Genomic DNA, 17,631 nt, shown 5'->3' on the forward strand with positions numbered 1-17,631 from the left:
GGTTGGAATACCGGAAGCCTTTAATGTTGAAAAAATGAAGAAAGAAGTACTATTGGCAGGTAGATTGAAAGATTTTATTTGAAAACAGCCTTGAGCTCTTTTCGATATTGCGAGGCACTTTTGCCGGTAAATTCTTGAAACACCTTATTAAAGTGGCTGAAATTATTAAAACCACTTTCGTAGCTAATATTTGCAATGCTGATTTGTTTCTCTGCTAAAAGCTTAGATGCATGTACAATTCTATATTCGTTTACGAATTGCGTAAACGTTTTTTTTGTGATTTTCTTAAAATATCTGCAAAAAGAGGGGACAGTCATGCTCGACATTTCTGCAATAGCCGGTAAATTGATCTCTTCCTGAAAATGATCTTTAACATAATTAAAGACCATATTAATTCTGTCATTGTCCTGGATTTGCATTTCCATTGAAAACCCAGCTGCATTTAAAATTTTATAATCTGTAGCGTGCTCCAGTTCTTTTAAAACGTTTAATAAGGTTAAAAGTCTTTCAAAAGGCTCTTGTTCATCCATTATTTCAATTTTATCACCTACAGCATCTTTTGTTTTTTGTCCAAAAGCAATACCACCTTTTGCCTTATTAAATAAGTCGGACATGTATCTTGTTTCCTGGAGAGCTAAGAAATCGGCTCCAAGAAAATCAGGTTTCATTTGAATAACGGTTTCGTTTTTATTTCCGGTATTGGTATCGGTGAAGCCACAATGAGGTAAATTACTACCAATCAAGATGAGATCACCCTCAGTATAATAAGATATATGGCTTCCAATTTGTCGCTTTCCTGATCCCCCATTTACAAAAACCATCTCAATTTCGGGGTGATAATGCCAAACATGAGCTTTATTGTTCAGATTTTCTATATATTTTGAATAGTAAAACGAACTTCCAAAAGAGGGTTCAATAACTTCAAATCCTGGCTTTATATTCTTCATATTTTGCAAATCAAAAATACTTAAAAATCATGTTTGTTGCTTTTTTGTCTCAAAAGAACTTACAAGCTGTTAATATAGCATAGATATCGGAGAATATGCAATAAAGTTTTAATTGAAAGGGGGAGTAATTTTGGGGTATAAAATAATTGTTAACCTTTTAAACAATATTTATCATGAAAAAATTACTAAAAATCAGTTTAATAGCAGTTTCACTATTGTTTTCTGCTAGTTTGTATGCAAGTGAGGGCTCGTTTGTATTAAAAGTTAAGAGTGTAGATGAAAAATTAGTTACTTTTTATATTGATGAGGCGCAAAATGTAGATGTTTCTATTTATGGGGGTGAAAATGAACTTGTATATGAGAAAAGAATCAAAGCAAAAGGCGCTTCGACCAAAACTTATGACTTAAGTTCTTTCCCGGATGGAAGTTATACATTTAAAATGGCAACAGAATCGAAAGTAACTGAATATAAGATTTTGATTGAGCAAGGTAAAACTTTAGTGTCTAATCCTGTAATTATTGAAAAGTTTAAGCCGGTTTTAACCAAGGAAAATAACACGATAACGCTAAACCTGGAAAACGCTGCTAAGGGACCAATCGAACTTCGGATTTTAAACGAATACAATGATCAATTGTATAATGAAGTTTTTGAGGGGGAGGCAACAGTGATAAAAAGGTTTAACGTATCTAAAGTAGGTTTGGGTGATTTAATTTTTTTGATTAAATCTGACAATCAAGAGTTTAGCAAAGTGGTTCAAATGCGATAAGTAATTAGTTTTTATACTTTGAAGAGGTGGTCTCGAAAGGGTTGCCTCTTTTTTTTTGTTTTATTTGTGAGAAATGTTATTTTTGTTAAAATTAACATTTTTATTTATGAGACGCTTTCTATTTCTATTGTTTTGTACCTTGCCTGTTCTTGGATTTTCGCAAGCCAATTTTCAAAAAGGTTATATCCTAACCAATTCAAAAGATACTGTAAAAGGCTACATTGATTATAAGGAACGTAGGTTTAATCCTGTTACTATCAATTTTGTTATCGAACCTAAGGGGGAGGTAAAGGTTTATGGGCTGGCAGATTGTGCCGGTTATGGTATTGATGGTGTTTGTACCTATCAGCGTCATACAGTTAGCGTTAGTATGAGTCGAATAGACCCCGCATCACTTAGTGTAGGGGCGGATATGACAAGCCAACGATTAACTGTTTTTTTAAGGCTTTTGCAAGCGGGTAAAAACATGACCTTATTTTCTTATGTAGATGTGCTTAAATCTCGTTTTTACATTCAGGATAAAGATATTAATGAGCCGGTAGAGCTATTAAATAATTTGTATTTAGACCCTGTTAAGCAGGGCGAAATCATTGCAGATGTTAAATATGTTAGGCAAATAGCTGCAGAAGCGAGAAAGTTTGGCTCCGCAATTGACGAAGGCAAATTGCTGCGTCTGCCATATAAGGAAAAAAATCTTTTAAAAGTGGTTTCGGTTATCAATGATGAAAAACTGGTTAAAGCAAAGTCTAAAAGCATGCGCTTTTTTGCCGGTGCCGGATTAAATATAAGTAATGCAAGTTACACTGGAAGCCATCGTCTGGCTGACCCCGGCACGAAGTCAAAAACATCTTATTCCCCTATGTTGACTACAGGGATGGATTTTCTTATAAATCCTGATATTGGAAAGATGATCATTCGTGCTGAACTTTCTTTATTAACCAATAAAAATGAACTTTCAGTATTTTCAACATCGAGGCAGCCAGATATGTATGCACTGCATTCTTTTGATAATTTTAGTTTTGAAATTATGCCTCAGGTTATTTATAATTTTTATAATACGGTGAAGACAAAGGCTTTTGTGGGAATTGGACTTGGATTTAATTTTACGTCTACTAGCAATAATAAATACTATCTGAGCGTAACTCCAGAGGATCGGGTATACGATCCTTATATTCAGATGGATTTCAAGAAATTTTATTTTGCTGCACAGCTTAAGACTGGAGTGGTGATCAATAAAAGATTTGAAATTGCTGCCGGTTTTGTACCACCCACGGCAATCACTAGTTATAGCTATTTTAATGTGAATATGCAGCGGGTAAAAATTGGATTTAACTATCTGTTTGGTAAATATTAATCTTTTTATTATGTGTTTGATTAATAGAAAATTATTACTATTTTTGCATCCCGCATTAAGAGCGGATTAATTAAAAAATAAACAAAATAACAATGAATCAGTACGAAACTGTTATCGTTCTAACCCCGTTGTTGTCAGAAGAAGTTGCGAAAGAGGCAATTGCCAAATTCAGCAAAATCATCGCTGACAGCGGAGCCGAAATTGTTCAAGAGGACAATTGGGGTTTGAGAAAATTAGCGTATCCGATTGAGAAAAAAGCAAGCGGATTCTTCCACCTTACAGAGTACAAATCTTCTGGTGAATTAATTAGTAAATTGGAATTGGAGCTTAAGCGTGATGAGCGTGTGCTACGTTTCCTTACCATTAGATTAGACCGTCATGCGGTTGCTTATAATGAGAAGAAACGCAGTGGTGCTTTTAACAAAAAACCTAAGAAAGAGGAGGTTGCAGGATAATGGCTAAAGATCAAATACAATATGTTACTGCTCCAAAAGTGGACGATAACAGAAAAAAATATTGCCGTTTCAGAAAAAACGGGATTAAATATATTGATTACAAAGACGCAAACTTCTTGTTAAAATTCATCAATGATCAAGGTAAATTATTACCTCGCCGTTTAACCGGTACTTCATTGAAATTTCAACGTAAAGTGGCTCAAGCGGTAAAACGTGCACGTCACATTGGTTTGTTACCTTTTGTTGCTGACCAATTAAAATAGGAGCTGAGAGATGGAAATCATTTTAAAACAAGATATCAAATCCCTAGGGGAGAAAGATGATATCGTTAATGTAAAGCCAGGATATGGTCGTAATTACTTAATCCCTCAAGGATTTGGTGCTTTGGCTACTCCTTCAGCTAAAAAAATATTAGCGGAAAACTTAAAGCAAGCTGCTTTTAAACAAGATAAAATTAAGAAAGATGCTGAAGGCATTGCTGAGCGTTTAGCTGATGTTAAATTGTCTATCGGTGCTAAAGCTGGTGAAACAGGTAAGATTTTTGGTGCTGTAAATACCATTATGATTGCTGACGCATTGAAACAAAAAGGTTTTGATGTTGATCGTCGCCGTATTACTTTCGAAACTGAACCTAAATTTGTTGGTGAATATGTTGCCAACTTAAACTTACACAAAGAAGTGAAAGTTAAAGTTTCTTTCGAAGTTGTAGCTGAGTAATCTTACTTATTCGATATAAAAAAAGCTTCCTGAATTTCAGGAAGCTTTTTTTATGCGCTTTTAATTTTATTTTCTCCTTCTGTTTTTGGCTTCCTCAATGATCTGACGGATTTGTTTGATGTCACTTTTAGAAAAGCCACTGACCTCAATTTTATTTCCGGTTAAAAATAACCTTAAAGTAGAGAAGCCAATCATAGGTGAATCTACTTCAATAGAAGTAATGTCTTCATAGTTCAGATATTTCGAATCTCCGCTAAATAAGCCTGGTGATTTGATTTCTATACTGTTTTCTTCCAGGTGAATTTCCGTTGGAAATACCTTGTTGCCTTCTGATAGTCTGGATGCTGTAAATTTCATGATGCAGTAAATTTAAGTAATTTATTTAATTCTTTCATTTGATAGAATTGGTTGTAAGTTGAAATTAATGTTTTTATTATCTTTGACTGATGGCACAAAAGAAACGTTCGAACAGTAAATCAAAACAATCATTTACAAAAAAAATATCTTCGATAGCGACCAGGCTTTTCCTTTGGTTTTTATTGGTTAGTGTATTGTGGGTGTTAATTTACCGATTCGTTAATCCACCTATCACCTTATTGATGGTATTGCGGAATATAGAACGCAAGAGCGAAGGAAAACCATCAAAAATGGAGAAGAAATGGGTAGATTTTGATGATATATCCGATAACATGAAGCGTGCCGCTGTCTCGGCAGAAGATCAGCTGTTTTTAAAGCATATTGGTTTTGATGTTAAGGCAATAGAGCAGGCTTTTAAGACGAATAAAAAGGGCGAAAAAGTAAAAGGTGGTAGTACTATTTCACAACAAACGGCAAAGAATGTGTTTTTATGGCCTGGACGTTCCTGGGTTAGAAAAGGTTTTGAAGCTTATTTTACCCTCCTGATAGAAATGTTATGGAGTAAGGAACGGATACTTGAGGTTTACCTGAATGTAATTGAGATGGGGGATGGTATTTATGGTGCCGAAGCGGCCTCACAAGCTTATTTTGGTAAATCGTGTTCCAAATTGAGTCGTTCTCAGGCTGCTTTGATTGCTGCTTGTTTCCCAAATCCAAGAAGATGGACGCCAAGAAATCCAACACGCTACATCAAACACCGCCAGTATCTGATTATGAAAAACATGAAGAGATTGGGGCCGTTAGATTTTTAATACTGAGTATAAGTTCCCTTAAAATAATTCATATATTCAGCGCTGATTATGCTGATTGAGGAAGATGATAGCTATTATTGGGAACAAATGCGCCTTGGAGATAAGCAGGCGTTGTTTGAACTGTACAATAATATGTACTTCCACCTCATCCGTTTCGGATTGAAGATTAGTGCTGATGATGAGTTGGTAAAGGACTGCGTAAATCAGATCTTTCTAAATTTATGGGATAAAAGAGCGCGTTTAACCCCCGTTGATCATGTAAAATCTTACCTTATGACTGCTTTAAAAAGGTGTATCCTGGATCAGTTGGCTTATGTTGATAAGATGAATACAGCGATGAATAAGATGGGGGCTGAAGAAGAATGGGCTGAACTATCTTATGAAGAAATCATGATCAGACTACAACAGGATGATGAATTGAAAGGTAAACTGAGGCTAGCCATTAAACAACTTACACCTAGACAAATGGAATTGATCCAACTAAAGTTTTTTGAGGGTTTAACTTACGAACAAATCGCAGAAAGGACTTCTCAAACGGTAAAAACAGCATATAATACCATTTACGATGCAATTAAAACACTAAAAAGGCTGTTAAAATAAAATTAATATAAAATAATTGTTATTTCCTTAGGAAAAGCTTGTGCTTTTTCTGTCTGTATAATAAAAACCACTATTATGCAGTTTCCTAATGAGAATTTTTTGGTTGAAGACTTAGTTTGCAGCGAGTCTTTTCAGCAATATTGTCTTGGAGCTAGTTTGGCTGAACAACTTTCCTGGAATGAATGGATTGCCCAACATCCGGGGCGTTTGGAAGATATTGAATATGCAAAAAAAATAGTTTGTTTGTTAAGCTTAAATCAGGGCAGTCGCATTGAACAGCTAAAACAGTTGCGGTCCGGGATTAAACAACATGAGGTATTCCAGCGTAATTTATCGTTTGATAATGCTTCAGGTAATGATTTGAGCGTTGTTAAGCCTAAGCGAACAAAACTTTATAAATATATCGGTGGCGTTGCTGCTGCCGTAGCCATTTTGATTTCATTTTACTTTATCCGCAACCAATCTTCTATTCCACGTTTACCAATAGATACAGAACAACAAGCTATGCTGGTTGTTAATTCGGGTGGTGCAGCAAGGAAAACTGTGGTGTTGGAAGACGGGACTATAATTACACTGGCAAGAGAGAGCTCTATTAAGGTACTAAAGCGATTTAATACAGATAAGCGAGAACTTTGGCTTAATGGCGAAGCCTTTTTCGATGTGAAGCATGATGCTTCAAGGCCATTTACGGTACATACTCCTTTTGATGAAGTAAGGGTATTGGGTACAACTTTTAATGTAAAAGCATACCCGGGGTCTCCGGCTATGGAAACTTCATTGATTAAAGGAAGTGTACAGGTTAACTCAAAGCAATATGCGGGATATTCTGTGATACTAAAACCCAATCAGAAGCTAATCAGTACCAAGGTAACGGATCTGGTTGCTGACAATAACCCTAAATCACATTTTGTCGTTTCATCTCTTAAAAATAGGCGCCCTGACCAGCCGCCTGTTGAATTGAAATGGGTTAAGACCCGTCTGGATATTGATAACCAGCCATTATCTGTCATTGTTAGCAAACTTCAGAATTGGTATGGTATTGAAATTCTGATTACGGATGACAAAGTAAAGGATTATCGCTATTCGGGCATTTTTGAAAATGAGACCTTAATGAAAACATTAGAGGCGCTCCAGTTATCTTATCCATTTACTTTCAAAATGGAACAGGATAAGATCATTATCAGTAAATAAAGATCAATTAAACTAAACAACTATAAACCGCCTTAAACCAAACAATATGAGAAAAACTCTACTTCTAGAACATTTGGGTAAGTGTTCGATAACCAGTGACTTACTCTTAAGAATTAAGCTTACTGGTTTTATTGTGCTTATGATGTGTATGCAGGTATCTGCTGGGAGCTTTGCACAGCAAAAAATAAGCATTAATGCGAGCCAGGCTAGTATCAAAAGCCTGCTTAAAGAGATTGAAAAACAAACGGAATACCGATTTGTGTACAGTCATAATACCTTGTCAAATGACAAAAGGATCACACTAAATGTGAATGATGCTTCACTTGATGAAACTATGCGGTCTTTACTGAAAGAGACGGTACTTACTTATACATTAAAAGAAAGTAATCTGGTGATTATATATCCTTCTGCTATGCAGGAAAGAAGAGATATTATAGTGAAAGGAAAGGTAACTGATGAGGATGGAATGAATTTGCCAGGTGTTTCTGTGAAGGTTTCCGGTTTATCGGTTGCCACTGCAACGGATGGCAATGGTGCATTTACCATCAGGGTTCCTGATGCAACTGCAAGTCTTGAGTTTTCATCCGTAGGTTTTTTAAAGCAAGTTGTTACTGTTGGGAATAAAACTGTAATTAATGTTACGCTAAAAGCGGATAGCCGCGGACTTCAAGAGGTAGTAGTAACAGGTTACACCAATTATAAAAAGGATCAATCTGCCAGTGCCACTACATTGGTTACGGCAGACAAGATCAATCAGGTTCCTGGGCTAACCTTAGATCAGATTTTACAGGGACGGGTACCAGGAATGAGTGTGATTTCATCATCTGGACAGCCTGGCCAAAGCGCAGCAATTGTTATAAGGGGGCTTAGTAGTATTAATGGTTCTCAAAGCCCACTGATGATTTTGGATGGTGTGCCAATTGAGGCTGGATATTTCCAAACGATTAATCCAGAGGATATTGAGTCGGCTACAGTTTTAAAAGACGCTTCTGCTACTGCGCTATATGGTTCGAGAGGATCAAATGGTGTAATTGTCTATACAACTAAAAAGGGTAAAGCGGGTAAAGTTGCGATAAACTATGTTTCGCAATATGGTTTTTCTAACCTGAGCAGACCTAATTTTGTGATGATGAATACCGATCAACGTTTGCGCTTTGAGGAAGAAATTGGAATGCAAATAGGCCGAAATATTGGTCCGGGATGGACTTATTCTCCAAATAATCCTAGTTATGCAGCGGGGACGGCGGCAACGCGTGCACGCGCGGATTTTGTACTGGATAGTTTAAGACATATCAATACAGACTGGCGTGATATATTTTTTAGAAAGGGGAAATTTCAGGAACAGCAGGTAAGTGTGAGCGGTGGAAATGATAAGATCCGTTTTTACAACTCTCTAAATTATTACAAGCAGGATGGAGTTGCAAAGCGTACTGGTTTGGAGCGTTATGCTTTGAGAAGCAATTTAGATTTTCATGATGATAAATTTAGTGGAAGCGTAAATCTATCTTTAGGTTATTCTCAATCTAGTTTTATAGATGGAGACGGTAGTACCAGTGCAGGAACACCAATGTCGGCTGTATATTATGCATTGCCCTATGAATATCCTTATGCTTCTGATGGTACATTGGTACATCCGGGAATCAGTGGACAAGCTAAATACAACATATTGGATCAACGTGAAGGTACGCTGGCCTTAGAAAGGTTGTTAAACTCGAGTAATAAAACTGATCAGTTTAAATCTATTGTTGGGATGTCTTTTGCTTATCAGATTTTAGCTTCCTTAAAGGCAACGACAAGGTTGGGGATTGATTATAGAAACTCATCTGACGAAGCCTTTATTAATCCGGATTCTTATTATGGTTCGAGATCTAACAGCAATACCCTTGGTGGAAAGGGGCGATTGGATGAAACCAGCCGCAGGAATTTTAATATCGTGACCACAACAGGTTTAACCTATGCCAAAACATTCAATAGCGTTCATGATTTAGAGGTTTCTGGTTTTTACGAATATTTATACAACAATTATAAATCTTTCGGTTATACTGGGTTTGGTATTGATGGGCGTTTGCCTGAGACCCCTGCCGGTGTGAATGTTAGTACTGTCTTTTTGCCTTCATTAGGTGGGAGCAAGGACAGAAATGCATTAATTTCATTTATGGGAGTTGCCCGATATACTTTTGATAGTAAATATACACTTACGGGAAGTTATCGTTACGATGGCTCTACTACGGTGGTGCCCAAAAATCATTGGAAAGGATTTTATTCTATTGGCGCCAACTGGAATGCTAAACGAGAAGATTTTTTAAAAGACGTAGAGATGGTTTCGGATTTAAGGGTTAGAGCAAGTTATGGTACAACAGCTAGTCCTTTTAAAGGAAGTTTTAATTACCAGGCTTCTTACGGTAATACAACTTATGGTGGTAATACCGGGATACGTGCTGGGCTAGCGGGAAATATAGACTACGACTGGGAATATGTGAAAACATTTAATACTGGTTTCGATTTAAATTTGTTTAGTACCAACAGGTTACGTTTAAGTGCTGATTACTACAATAAAACTACCTACAACATGTTTATCAATCAGCCACCATCAGCTGTAGCCGGTTTTGAAATATTGCCATTAAGCTCGGGAGAAATGCGGAATAGGGGTGTTGAATTCGACATTAGTGGCGATGTTGTTAAAACGAAAGATTTTACCTGGACTATTGGTGCAAATGCGGGATACAATAAAAATAAGATCCTGCGTGTAAGCGATGTTGTCGATAATTTTCCAGATGGGGATACTCGGATTATAAAGGTAGGCTTGCCTTATGGTACTTACTATGCGCCAGAATGGGCGGGGGTGAAGCCGCAAACCGGAGAAGCACAGTATTATAATCTTGATGGAACAATTACTACAGATTATAATGTAAATACGCAAAGTACAACTAAGTCGGGAAGCTTCTTTCCAACTTTTACGGGTGGCTTTAATACTTCTTTAAGTTATAAAGGGTTCAGTGCATCGGCATTGTTCTCTTTTGTATCGAATGTGATGCGTTGGAACAATGAGGATCTTTATAATGAAAATCAACGTTATGCAACCAGTAATCAGTCGGTTAGGATGTTAGAGAACCGCTGGAAAAAGCCGGGAGATTCGGGCGATCAGGCGATCCTTCAACGATATGATATTCCTAGAAACTTTACTTCTAAGGATATTCAAGATGCTTCTTATTTAAGGTTAAGAAACGTAGTCCTGGGCTACTCGCTTCCAAAAAGCATTTTAGATAAAACTAAGTTCATCAAGGGCTTTAAGGTTTTTGTTCAGGGCGAAAATTTATATACCTGGACAAGTTGGAGAGGTTTGGATCCTGAAAATAATTCAGTGTATGGAAGGTTCCAATATCCCAATACCAGAACTTATACCTTCGGTTTTAATGTTAACTTTTAATAATGACCGCCATGATTAATAAAATATATCAAAAATCTGCCATGCTTTTTGTAATGGTGATATTTACGACATCTTGTACCAAATTAGATTTCAAACCGACTGATATGATACTCCCAGAGTATGCGTTTAGAAATATTACGGATATTAACCTGGGCGTTATTGGTGCTTATGCGCCGATAGATTATTCGACACTAAGCTATAGTGCAATTGTTTCGGATGAGGCAACCTACCCTGCAGAAAACACTGTAGGTAATTCTGATGCCTTTAGGTGGCTGTACACAGGATCAAATGGATCTGTAACTGGACTTTATTACACCAATTATCAGGCGATTGATCGGGTGAATAGAGTTTTGGAAGCTATGGATAAGTTGGTTTTTACAGGTACTGATATTGTGCTTGCGGATCGTTATCGTGGTGAATTGCTTGGTTTACGTGCATACTTGCATTTTGAATTGTTAAGGGCCTATGCTGCAGCTTATGAAAATGGCGCATTGGGTGTAACCTACATGGAAAAATCTGCAATTATTTACCCTGCAAGGGATAATTTTGAGGTGGTGATCGCAAAGGCTAAAGCTGATCTTATTGCTGCAAAAGCTTTAATCCCAGTTACTTTTACAGATAAGACCAGAATGACAAGGTTGGCTATTTCTGCCATTCAGGCTCGTGTAGCTTTATATGAAAAAAACTGGGGCGATGCTGCAGCTTATGCTACAGAAGTAATTAATGCAGTTCCGCTTGCTACTAAAGTTCAGTTTCCTGGGTTATGGACGGACGCTAATGATAGTGAGGTGATTTGGAAATTGAAACGTGTTGTTGGAGATTCCAGAACCGGAGATTTCTTTTTCCGACAATCAGGTAGTTATGTTTTGTATGCGCCTTCATTTAAGTTAATTGCTGCATTTGATCAGGCAAACGATATTCGCTACCCAGCCTATGTTAAATTTGATGCTACCCGTACAGGGACAAAATCTAAATATTTGGTTAATAAATATATTGGAGGTACCTCAACAGCACCCGGTTTGGCAGATGTGAAACAGTTTAGAGTTGGAGAAATGTACCTGATTAGGGCAGAAGCAAGGGCAGAGTCGACTGGCGATGCTGCTGCTGATATTAATGCCTTACGTGGAGCCCGAATTGACGGTTACGTTAATGCTAATTTTGCTAATAAGTCTGCGTTAATCACTGCAGTTTACGATGAAAGGTTTAAAGAACTGGCATTGGAGGGGCATCGTTTCTTCGATTTAAGAAGAAGGAAAATGGACATCGTAAGATTAGCCGCAGATGCTGCTGGTGCAGGTAGTGCACTTACTTTGACGCCTTCGCAAGCACAGTATGCTTTGCCTATTCCGGCAACGGAAATGTCTGTAAATAAAAATGCAATTCAGAATCCACATTATTAGTTATGAAGTACACCGTTTTCACCATCATATTTACTTTTTTTATTGCCACTGTCGGATGTGGTAAATCAGGTACCAGTGGTCCGGAAGGCCCAGTTAAGCCTCCTGTAACCGGAGGGCCTAATCCCAATCGTCCAGGTTCTATTGGTATTGTCGGGGATACGGCGAATGTAGTTACACCGGTTAAAGGAGGGATGGTGCTGATGGGTGGCGGAACTGACGTTGATGAAGCATTTAAGTGGATGATTGAAAGGAGTGGTGGAGGTGATGTAGTGGTTCTTCGCGCAAGTGGAACCGATGCTTACAACCCTTATATCAAGGGGCTGGGTAATGTAAATTCTGTTGAAACGCTATTAATCAACAGTAGAGAATTGGCAAATGATGATGTCGTAGCCTACATCATACGTAATGCGGAAATGGTATTTATTGCAGGTGGGGATCAATCAGACTACATGAAATACTGGAAGGGAACTAAGACGGAAGCAGCTTTGAATTATCTTTTGAATGAAAAGAAAGCTCCTTTGGGGGGAACCAGCGCCGGTTGTGCTATACTTGGTGGTTTTTACTTTAGCGGCGAAAACGGAAGTGTTGTTTCTGATGAAGCTTTGGCAAATCCCTATGGAAATAACATTAATCTCTATAACAATGATTTTTTACATGCCCCGTATTTGCAAAATGTGATTACTGATCAGCATTATCTGACCCGTAATCGGGAAGGTAGAAGCGTTGCATTTCTCGGCCGGATTTATAAAGACTGGAATGTGCTGGCCAAAGGAATTGCAGCGGATGAGAAAACTGCGGTTTGTATAGACAAAGACGGAAAAGCAGTAGTGATGGGGAGAAGTAAGGCCTATTTTATACTTCCGGTTGAGACTAAGTTGCCCGAACAATTTGTATCCGGTAAGCCTGTAATTTGGAAACGGGATAACAAAGCAATACCTGTATATGAAATTCAAGCGTCTGAGCTTGGTAATGGTAATTTTAATTTGGCTAATTTTAATGTAGCGGATGCTGCTGGTGGCAGTTGGTACTGGTGGAGTGTGGATAATGGACAGCTGATGAAAGTGCTCCAATAATTGATGTTTATAATATGAAAAAGAATTTGAAAGCTATAGTCGCTTTGCTGCTTTGTTTATCTGTAACAACAGTAAATGCGCAAAAGAAAGAAGAAAAGTATATTTTGGTTATTCATGGTGGTGCGGGGACGATTACCCGAGCAAACATGAGTGCAGAAAAGGAGGCCGCTTATCGTACGGCTTTAACATTGGCTTTGCAAACAGGATACAATGCTTTAAAGGCAGGGAAAACCAGTTTAGATGCAGTTGAAGCTACTATCCACATCATGGAAGATTCGCCCTTATTTAATGCAGGTAAAGGTGCTGTTTTTACTCATGATGGCAGAAATGAAATGGATGCTTCTATCATGGATGGTAAAACCCTTATGGCTGGGGCTGTTGCCGGGGTGACTACTATTAAAAATCCTATCTCTGCTGCAAGGTCGGTAATGGAAAAGTCTGAACATGTGATGATGGTTGGTCCCGGGGCAGAAGCTTTTGCAAAGCAAGCAGGCTTAACGATTGTTGACCCGTCTTATTTCTACACTAAGGAGCGATGGGAAGGATTACAGAAAGCGATTAAAGAAGATTCTACTAAGGCTGTATTGGACCACGGCAATAAGAAGTCGATGAAATTGGGTACCATCAATAGGGATTATAAGTTCGGTACTGTTGGTGCTGTGGCCCTCGATAAAGCTGGCAATCTGGCTGCCGGAACTTCAACTGGTGGTATGACGAATAAAAAATATGGAAGGGTAGGTGACTCGCCAATCATTGGAGCCGGAACTTATGCCAACAATCAGACTGCAGGTATTTCTTGTACCGGCTGGGGTGAGTTTTATATCCGCAATGTAGTGGCACACGATATCTCAGCGATGATGGAATATAAGAAGATGTCTGTTGCAGATGCTTCAAAAGCTGTTCTAGATAAAGTAGGTAAAATGGGGGGCGATGGTGGCTTAATTGCGCTGGATAAAAATGGTCATGTTGCTATGCCTTTTAATACAGAGGGTATGTACAGAGGCACAGTTACAGCAGATGGTAAAATTGAGGTGTTAATTTATAAATAGCCTGGTAAGATGTCAAATAAAGTTGGTGTTAAGATTTTGTTTTTTGCCCTGGTGTTTGCTGTCGCTATTCCTGCAATGGCACAAAAAGGGAGTTTGTTTATTATTGGGGGTGGAGATCGATCACCGGCATTGATCCAGTCGCTTATTAAAACTGCTGGCATGGGTGCAAAGGATTATATTATTGTTCTGCCTATGTCGAGTGGCGAGCCGGAGGCTTCTTATGAGGCCATTAAAAAACAACTCAATGCGGCTTCGAAGAATACTGTGGGGTATTTGAATTTTGATGCTTCAACAGTTAATAATCAAAAATGGCTGGATTCTTTAACAAGGGCTAAATTGATATTCATTACCGGTGGAGATCAGACTCGGTTTATGAAGGCTGTTTTAAATACTCCGGTTTATGCTGCTATCCATAAAGCATATAGAAATGGTGCTACAATCGCTGGCACCAGCGCCGGCGCTGCTGTAATGAGCAAACATATGATAACAGGGAAGCAGTTGTTAGATACAGCTTATAAAGAGACATTTAATAAGTTGTGGACAAAAAATATAGAGTTTGAAGAGGGGATGGGCTTGCTGGATTCTGTGATTATTGATCAACACTTTTTGAAACGGAGCAGGTTTAACCGATTGATTTCTGCACTTAATGCTTATCCCGGATATCAATGCATAGGAATTGATGAGGGGACAGCTATTATTGTACACGGTAAAAAGGTAACCATTGCAGGAGTAAGCCAGGTATTGAAAATTTCAGATCCTGTTAACCTGAAAACGAATGGAAAGCAATTGATTAAAATGGACGATCTTCGCTTTAGTTTATATACAGAAGGAGATCAATTTAGCTTAAAATAAAGGTTGGTTACAGCAAATGTGCGAAAACTTTGCTGTGCCAGCTTTGCTCAAAAGGAGTTTCCCATTTGTTGTCAAACTCTTCTAAAGTTTGTACAAGGTTATTGAAGACGATGGTTTTTGGTCCAACAGTTTTAATGTTTACCAGTGTCTCAAAATCTTCTTTATTGGTTACAATAACCTTGTTATCTATTTTATAGGCAATGTTAAACCTGTCGAACAGGTCAACATTATAAGTTTGTTCAATCTCTTTAATTATTCTTACTGAAGCATCTATAGAACATCCGGTAACCCCAGCTGAAGCCTCGTCGACAATAAAAACAATAAAAAACTGATGTAGAATTTGCGCAGCCGCTTTTAGCTGATGACCATGGGCTTTCCATTGCGAAGTAAAGTCATCCAGCTTTTGCTGTATAGCGGATACCTCGTCATTTGTAAATGCACGGTTACTTTGGTAGATCCAAACTTTAGATTGTGGAGAAAAACTCATAGTCCAAATTTAATAAATTATTTAATTTGTTGGAGCTAAAATATTAACGTGATGAATAAGTTTACATTAAGCTTAAAAATGTCCCTCATTCTATCGCTGAGCCTAATATTAATGGCTTTTACTGCACATACTGTTCTGGATGAAGAGCTGGTTTATATCCAGAAGAAGCTCTCGGAGCATCATGATAATGAGCATAGCGGGGAGCAGATTAAACGTTATGAATTAAATGTTACCAACACAGGGTTTTGTAGGTACAAGCGTTATTATTTAAGTGGTAAGGTCGAATATTTTTCCTTCAACCTGGTTAAATTTAAGGATCTGGACTATTATGGAACTGATAAGAATGGGCAGCTTTATTTGCGCACTAAAGGTGAAAACGTAATCGTACAAACTTACAATGATAAAAAGGAGGGGGATGTGGATAGCATGGCAACCTACATGGTTATTCCCTTAAAAAATGTAGAACCCCAGGATCTTTTAGATCTTTCGGAGCGCCTGGTTAAGATGAATGCACAACTGCAGGCTCTGGCTCAAAAATAGTGTAAACCTTTGTTTCTTCATATCTGGAGGCTACAATAATTTCTGTACCATTTGCATGCTGTGTAAATAAATCGGACACCAGTTCCGGACAATTGTTGTCTTTAGAAAGGTGAGCCAATAGCAGGTGTGTCATGAACGCCGGTTTATGGCTTGTAAAGAGTTCCAGTGCCTGCTTGTTGGACAGGTGACCTCTTCCTCCGCTGATGCGTTTTTTTAAAAAGTACGGGTAGGCACTTTTTTGCAGCAGTTCATCATCGTAATTGGCTTCTAGAAATGCGGCATGGCATTGTTGAAAGTGGTAGGTGAGCTGTTCGCAGGTTGCTCCTATATCAGTAAATACGCCAACTTTGGTTTTACCACAGGTAATGACAAAGCTGTAAGGTTCCGAAGCATCATGTATTTTAGGAAACCCCGTAACCTGAAGGCCGCCTATTTGTACCTGAGTGTCGTAGTGTAACTGCCTGATTAAGTCTTCCCTGAGGTTAAACCTGCAGCCTGCTAAAGTGCCAGGATTGATATAGATGGGTAAATTATATTTCGCAGCGAGGTTAGCCAGGCCTTTAATGTGGTCTGTGTGTTCGTGTGAAATAAATATGGCCTTTACCTTTTGCATGGAAAGGCCTAGTCTTAGCATTCTTTTCTCTGTCTCCCTGCACGATATCCCGGCATCAACAAGTATAGCTTCTTTGCTGTTGCCAACATAGTAGCAATTTCCGTTGCTGCCGGAGTTTAAGGAGGCTATAAAAAGATGATTACAATCCATTGGCTCTGGCTGTGATTTCAGCAATGTCTAAAACCTTTACATTCTGATCCTGATCTTTCATCTTTACCCCATCGCTAAGCATGGTCATGCAAAAAGGGCATGATGCAGCAATCACCTGTGGTTGGGTTTCAAGGGCTTCTTCAATTCTTTCAATGTTGATGTCTTTGTTTCCTTTTTCAGGTTCTTTAAACATCTGTGCACCACCAGCCCCGCAGCATAGTCCGTTGGTTTTACAGCGTTTCATTTCTACGAGCTGTGCATCCAGTGCTTCTAACGCTTTTCTTGGAGCTTCATATACATCGTTTCCACGGCCTAAGTAACATGGGTCATGATAAGTAATCTTTTTACCTTTAAAACTCTCTCCGCCCTCAGCTTTAAGCTTGCCCTCGTCAATAAGTTGCTGTATGAGTTGGGTGTGGTGTATTACATCGTAATTGCCACCTAATCCCGGATATTCATTTTTTATGGTGTTGAAACAGTGTGGACAACCAGTAACGATTTTTTTGATGTTGTAGCCATTGAGTACTTCTATGTTGGTCATAGCCTGCATTTGAAACAGGAATTCATTTCCTGCTCGCTTGGCCGGATCACCAGTACAGCTTTCTTCTGTACCAAGTACAGCATATTTTAAACCAACATGATGTAATATTTTGCAGATGTCACGTGTGGTTTTTTGTGCTCTTTCATCATAGCTACCAGCGCAGCCTACCCAAAATAAAATTTCAGGTTCTTCGCCTTTGGCTATCATTTCTGCCATTGTCGGCACTTCAAAATTTAGTTGTGCGCTCATATATTGATTTTTAAGCTATTTCTTTAAATCTTTAATCTTTGCTCTTGGTT

Annotated in this window: 19 protein-coding genes; 14 read left to right on the top strand and 5 right to left on the bottom strand. The window is 38.3% G+C overall.

Annotated features, from left to right (window positions below; all coding sequences use genetic code 11):
* Positions 1–74: 74 nt before the first annotated feature.
* Positions 75–947: an AraC family transcriptional regulator gene (locus P0Y49_02375; GenBank protein ID WEK19999.1), complete on the bottom strand. Its 873-nt coding sequence runs from the start codon at positions 945–947 to the stop codon at positions 75–77.
* A 173-nt stretch (positions 948–1,120) separates the two neighbouring features.
* Here P0Y49_02375 and P0Y49_02380 point away from each other — a divergent pair, with 173 nt between their 5' ends.
* The 5 genes from P0Y49_02380 to rplI all read left to right on the top strand — a co-directional run bounded on the left by P0Y49_02380 (position 1,121) and on the right by rplI (position 4,240).
* The gene (locus tag P0Y49_02380) at positions 1,121–1,714 is read left to right on the top strand and encodes a hypothetical protein (protein ID WEK20000.1); all 594 of its coding nucleotides are present in this window, start codon (positions 1,121–1,123) and stop codon (positions 1,712–1,714) included.
* Between the two features lie 106 nt (positions 1,715–1,820).
* Positions 1,821–3,068 (top strand): hypothetical protein, encoded by a 1,248-nt coding sequence (locus P0Y49_02385; GenBank protein WEK20001.1) that lies wholly within the window; start codon positions 1,821–1,823, stop codon positions 3,066–3,068.
* A gap of 92 nt (positions 3,069–3,160) precedes the next feature.
* The gene (gene rpsF / locus P0Y49_02390) at positions 3,161–3,523 is read left to right on the top strand and encodes a 30S ribosomal protein S6 (GenBank protein ID WEK20002.1); all 363 of its coding nucleotides are present in this window, start codon (positions 3,161–3,163) and stop codon (positions 3,521–3,523) included.
* On the top strand, positions 3,523–3,786 hold the full coding sequence (gene rpsR, locus P0Y49_02395; GenBank protein ID WEK20003.1) for a 30S ribosomal protein S18: 264 nt from the start codon (positions 3,523–3,525) through the stop codon (positions 3,784–3,786). The genes rpsF and rpsR overlap by 1 nt, the downstream gene beginning before the upstream one ends.
* A gap of 10 nt (positions 3,787–3,796) precedes the next feature.
* Entirely contained in the window at positions 3,797–4,240 is a 444-nt protein-coding gene (rplI, locus tag P0Y49_02400) for a 50S ribosomal protein L9 (GenBank protein WEK20004.1), read from the top strand.
* Between the two features lie 66 nt (positions 4,241–4,306).
* Here rplI and P0Y49_02405 read toward each other — a convergent pair whose 3' ends face one another.
* A complete protein-coding gene (locus P0Y49_02405; GenBank protein WEK20005.1) occupies positions 4,307–4,597 on the bottom strand; it encodes a hypothetical protein in 291 nt (96 codons plus the stop codon).
* A gap of 89 nt (positions 4,598–4,686) precedes the next feature.
* On the opposite strand from P0Y49_02405, the gene mtgA reads away from it, so the two are divergent.
* The 8 genes from mtgA to P0Y49_02445 all read left to right on the top strand — a co-directional run bounded on the left by mtgA (position 4,687) and on the right by P0Y49_02445 (position 15,001).
* Complete coding sequence (gene mtgA / locus P0Y49_02410) at positions 4,687–5,409, top strand: monofunctional biosynthetic peptidoglycan transglycosylase (protein ID WEK20006.1); 723 nt, start codon at positions 4,687–4,689, stop codon at positions 5,407–5,409.
* A gap of 48 nt (positions 5,410–5,457) precedes the next feature.
* The gene (locus P0Y49_02415) at positions 5,458–6,009 is read left to right on the top strand and encodes a sigma-70 family RNA polymerase sigma factor (protein ID WEK20007.1); all 552 of its coding nucleotides are present in this window, start codon (positions 5,458–5,460) and stop codon (positions 6,007–6,009) included.
* A 75-nt stretch (positions 6,010–6,084) separates the two neighbouring features.
* Complete coding sequence (locus P0Y49_02420; GenBank protein ID WEK20008.1) at positions 6,085–7,200, top strand: DUF4974 domain-containing protein; 1,116 nt, start codon at positions 6,085–6,087, stop codon at positions 7,198–7,200.
* A 46-nt stretch (positions 7,201–7,246) separates the two neighbouring features.
* Complete coding sequence (locus tag P0Y49_02425; protein ID WEK20009.1) at positions 7,247–10,627, top strand: TonB-dependent receptor; 3,381 nt, start codon at positions 7,247–7,249, stop codon at positions 10,625–10,627.
* A gap of 11 nt (positions 10,628–10,638) precedes the next feature.
* Positions 10,639–12,027, top strand: a complete 1,389-nt coding sequence (locus P0Y49_02430; GenBank protein ID WEK20010.1) for a RagB/SusD family nutrient uptake outer membrane protein — start codon at positions 10,639–10,641, stop codon at positions 12,025–12,027.
* Between the two features lie 2 nt (positions 12,028–12,029).
* Complete coding sequence (locus P0Y49_02435; GenBank protein ID WEK20011.1) at positions 12,030–13,100, top strand: cyanophycinase; 1,071 nt, start codon at positions 12,030–12,032, stop codon at positions 13,098–13,100.
* A 14-nt stretch (positions 13,101–13,114) separates the two neighbouring features.
* Positions 13,115–14,149: an isoaspartyl peptidase/L-asparaginase gene (locus P0Y49_02440; GenBank protein ID WEK20012.1), complete on the top strand. Its 1,035-nt coding sequence runs from the start codon at positions 13,115–13,117 to the stop codon at positions 14,147–14,149.
* A 9-nt stretch (positions 14,150–14,158) separates the two neighbouring features.
* Positions 14,159–15,001, top strand: coding sequence for a cyanophycinase (locus P0Y49_02445; GenBank protein WEK20013.1), 843 nt, complete (start codon positions 14,159–14,161; stop codon positions 14,999–15,001).
* Positions 15,002–15,008: 7 nt separating this feature from the next.
* Here the strand turns inward: P0Y49_02445 and P0Y49_02450 are convergent, their stop codons facing one another.
* The gene (locus P0Y49_02450) at positions 15,009–15,488 is read right to left on the bottom strand and encodes an ABC transporter ATPase (GenBank protein WEK20014.1); all 480 of its coding nucleotides are present in this window, start codon (positions 15,486–15,488) and stop codon (positions 15,009–15,011) included.
* A 51-nt stretch (positions 15,489–15,539) separates the two neighbouring features.
* Between P0Y49_02450 and P0Y49_02455 the strand changes: the two genes are divergently transcribed.
* Entirely contained in the window at positions 15,540–16,028 is a 489-nt protein-coding gene (locus P0Y49_02455) for a hypothetical protein (GenBank protein ID WEK20015.1), read from the top strand.
* Here the strand turns inward: P0Y49_02455 and P0Y49_02460 are convergent.
* On the bottom strand, positions 15,988–16,791 hold the full coding sequence (locus P0Y49_02460) for an MBL fold metallo-hydrolase (protein WEK20016.1): 804 nt from the start codon (positions 16,789–16,791) through the stop codon (positions 15,988–15,990). The genes P0Y49_02455 and P0Y49_02460 overlap by 41 nt on opposite strands.
* On the bottom strand, positions 16,781–17,581 hold the full coding sequence (locus P0Y49_02465) for a (Fe-S)-binding protein (protein WEK20017.1): 801 nt from the start codon (positions 17,579–17,581) through the stop codon (positions 16,781–16,783). The genes P0Y49_02460 and P0Y49_02465 overlap by 11 nt, the downstream gene beginning before the upstream one ends.
* Positions 17,582–17,631 lie beyond the last annotated feature (50 nt).

The sequence above is a fragment of the Candidatus Pedobacter colombiensis genome (genome assembly GCA_029202485.1).
In the GTDB taxonomy this organism is placed as follows: domain Bacteria; phylum Bacteroidota; class Bacteroidia; order Sphingobacteriales; family Sphingobacteriaceae; genus Pedobacter; species Pedobacter colombiensis.

Coding starts and splice junctions, on each gene's coding strand:
- P0Y49_02430 (WEK20010.1), top strand. CDS start 10,639: ATGATTAATAAAATATATCAAAAATCTGCCATGCTTTTTGTAATGGTG.
- P0Y49_02465 (WEK20017.1), bottom strand. CDS start 17,581: ATGAGCGCACAACTAAATTTTGAAGTGCCGACAATGGCAGAAATGATA.
- P0Y49_02445 (WEK20013.1), top strand. CDS start 14,159: ATGTCAAATAAAGTTGGTGTTAAGATTTTGTTTTTTGCCCTGGTGTTT.
- P0Y49_02405 (WEK20005.1), bottom strand. CDS start 4,597: ATGAAATTTACAGCATCCAGACTATCAGAAGGCAACAAGGTATTTCCA.
- P0Y49_02450 (WEK20014.1), bottom strand. CDS start 15,488: ATGAGTTTTTCTCCACAATCTAAAGTTTGGATCTACCAAAGTAACCGT.
- P0Y49_02460 (WEK20016.1), bottom strand. CDS start 16,791: ATGGATTGTAATCATCTTTTTATAGCCTCCTTAAACTCCGGCAGCAAC.
- P0Y49_02385 (WEK20001.1), top strand. CDS start 1,821: ATGAGACGCTTTCTATTTCTATTGTTTTGTACCTTGCCTGTTCTTGGA.
- P0Y49_02420 (WEK20008.1), top strand. CDS start 6,085: ATGCAGTTTCCTAATGAGAATTTTTTGGTTGAAGACTTAGTTTGCAGC.
- P0Y49_02425 (WEK20009.1), top strand. CDS start 7,247: ATGAGAAAAACTCTACTTCTAGAACATTTGGGTAAGTGTTCGATAACC.
- P0Y49_02375 (WEK19999.1), bottom strand. CDS start 947: ATGAAGAATATAAAGCCAGGATTTGAAGTTATTGAACCCTCTTTTGGA.
- rpsF (WEK20002.1), top strand. CDS start 3,161: ATGAATCAGTACGAAACTGTTATCGTTCTAACCCCGTTGTTGTCAGAA.
- P0Y49_02380 (WEK20000.1), top strand. CDS start 1,121: ATGAAAAAATTACTAAAAATCAGTTTAATAGCAGTTTCACTATTGTTT.
- P0Y49_02415 (WEK20007.1), top strand. CDS start 5,458: ATGCTGATTGAGGAAGATGATAGCTATTATTGGGAACAAATGCGCCTT.
- rpsR (WEK20003.1), top strand. CDS start 3,523: ATGGCTAAAGATCAAATACAATATGTTACTGCTCCAAAAGTGGACGAT.
- P0Y49_02455 (WEK20015.1), top strand. CDS start 15,540: ATGAATAAGTTTACATTAAGCTTAAAAATGTCCCTCATTCTATCGCTG.
- P0Y49_02435 (WEK20011.1), top strand. CDS start 12,030: ATGAAGTACACCGTTTTCACCATCATATTTACTTTTTTTATTGCCACT.
- P0Y49_02440 (WEK20012.1), top strand. CDS start 13,115: ATGAAAAAGAATTTGAAAGCTATAGTCGCTTTGCTGCTTTGTTTATCT.
- rplI (WEK20004.1), top strand. CDS start 3,797: ATGGAAATCATTTTAAAACAAGATATCAAATCCCTAGGGGAGAAAGAT.
- mtgA (WEK20006.1), top strand. CDS start 4,687: ATGGCACAAAAGAAACGTTCGAACAGTAAATCAAAACAATCATTTACA.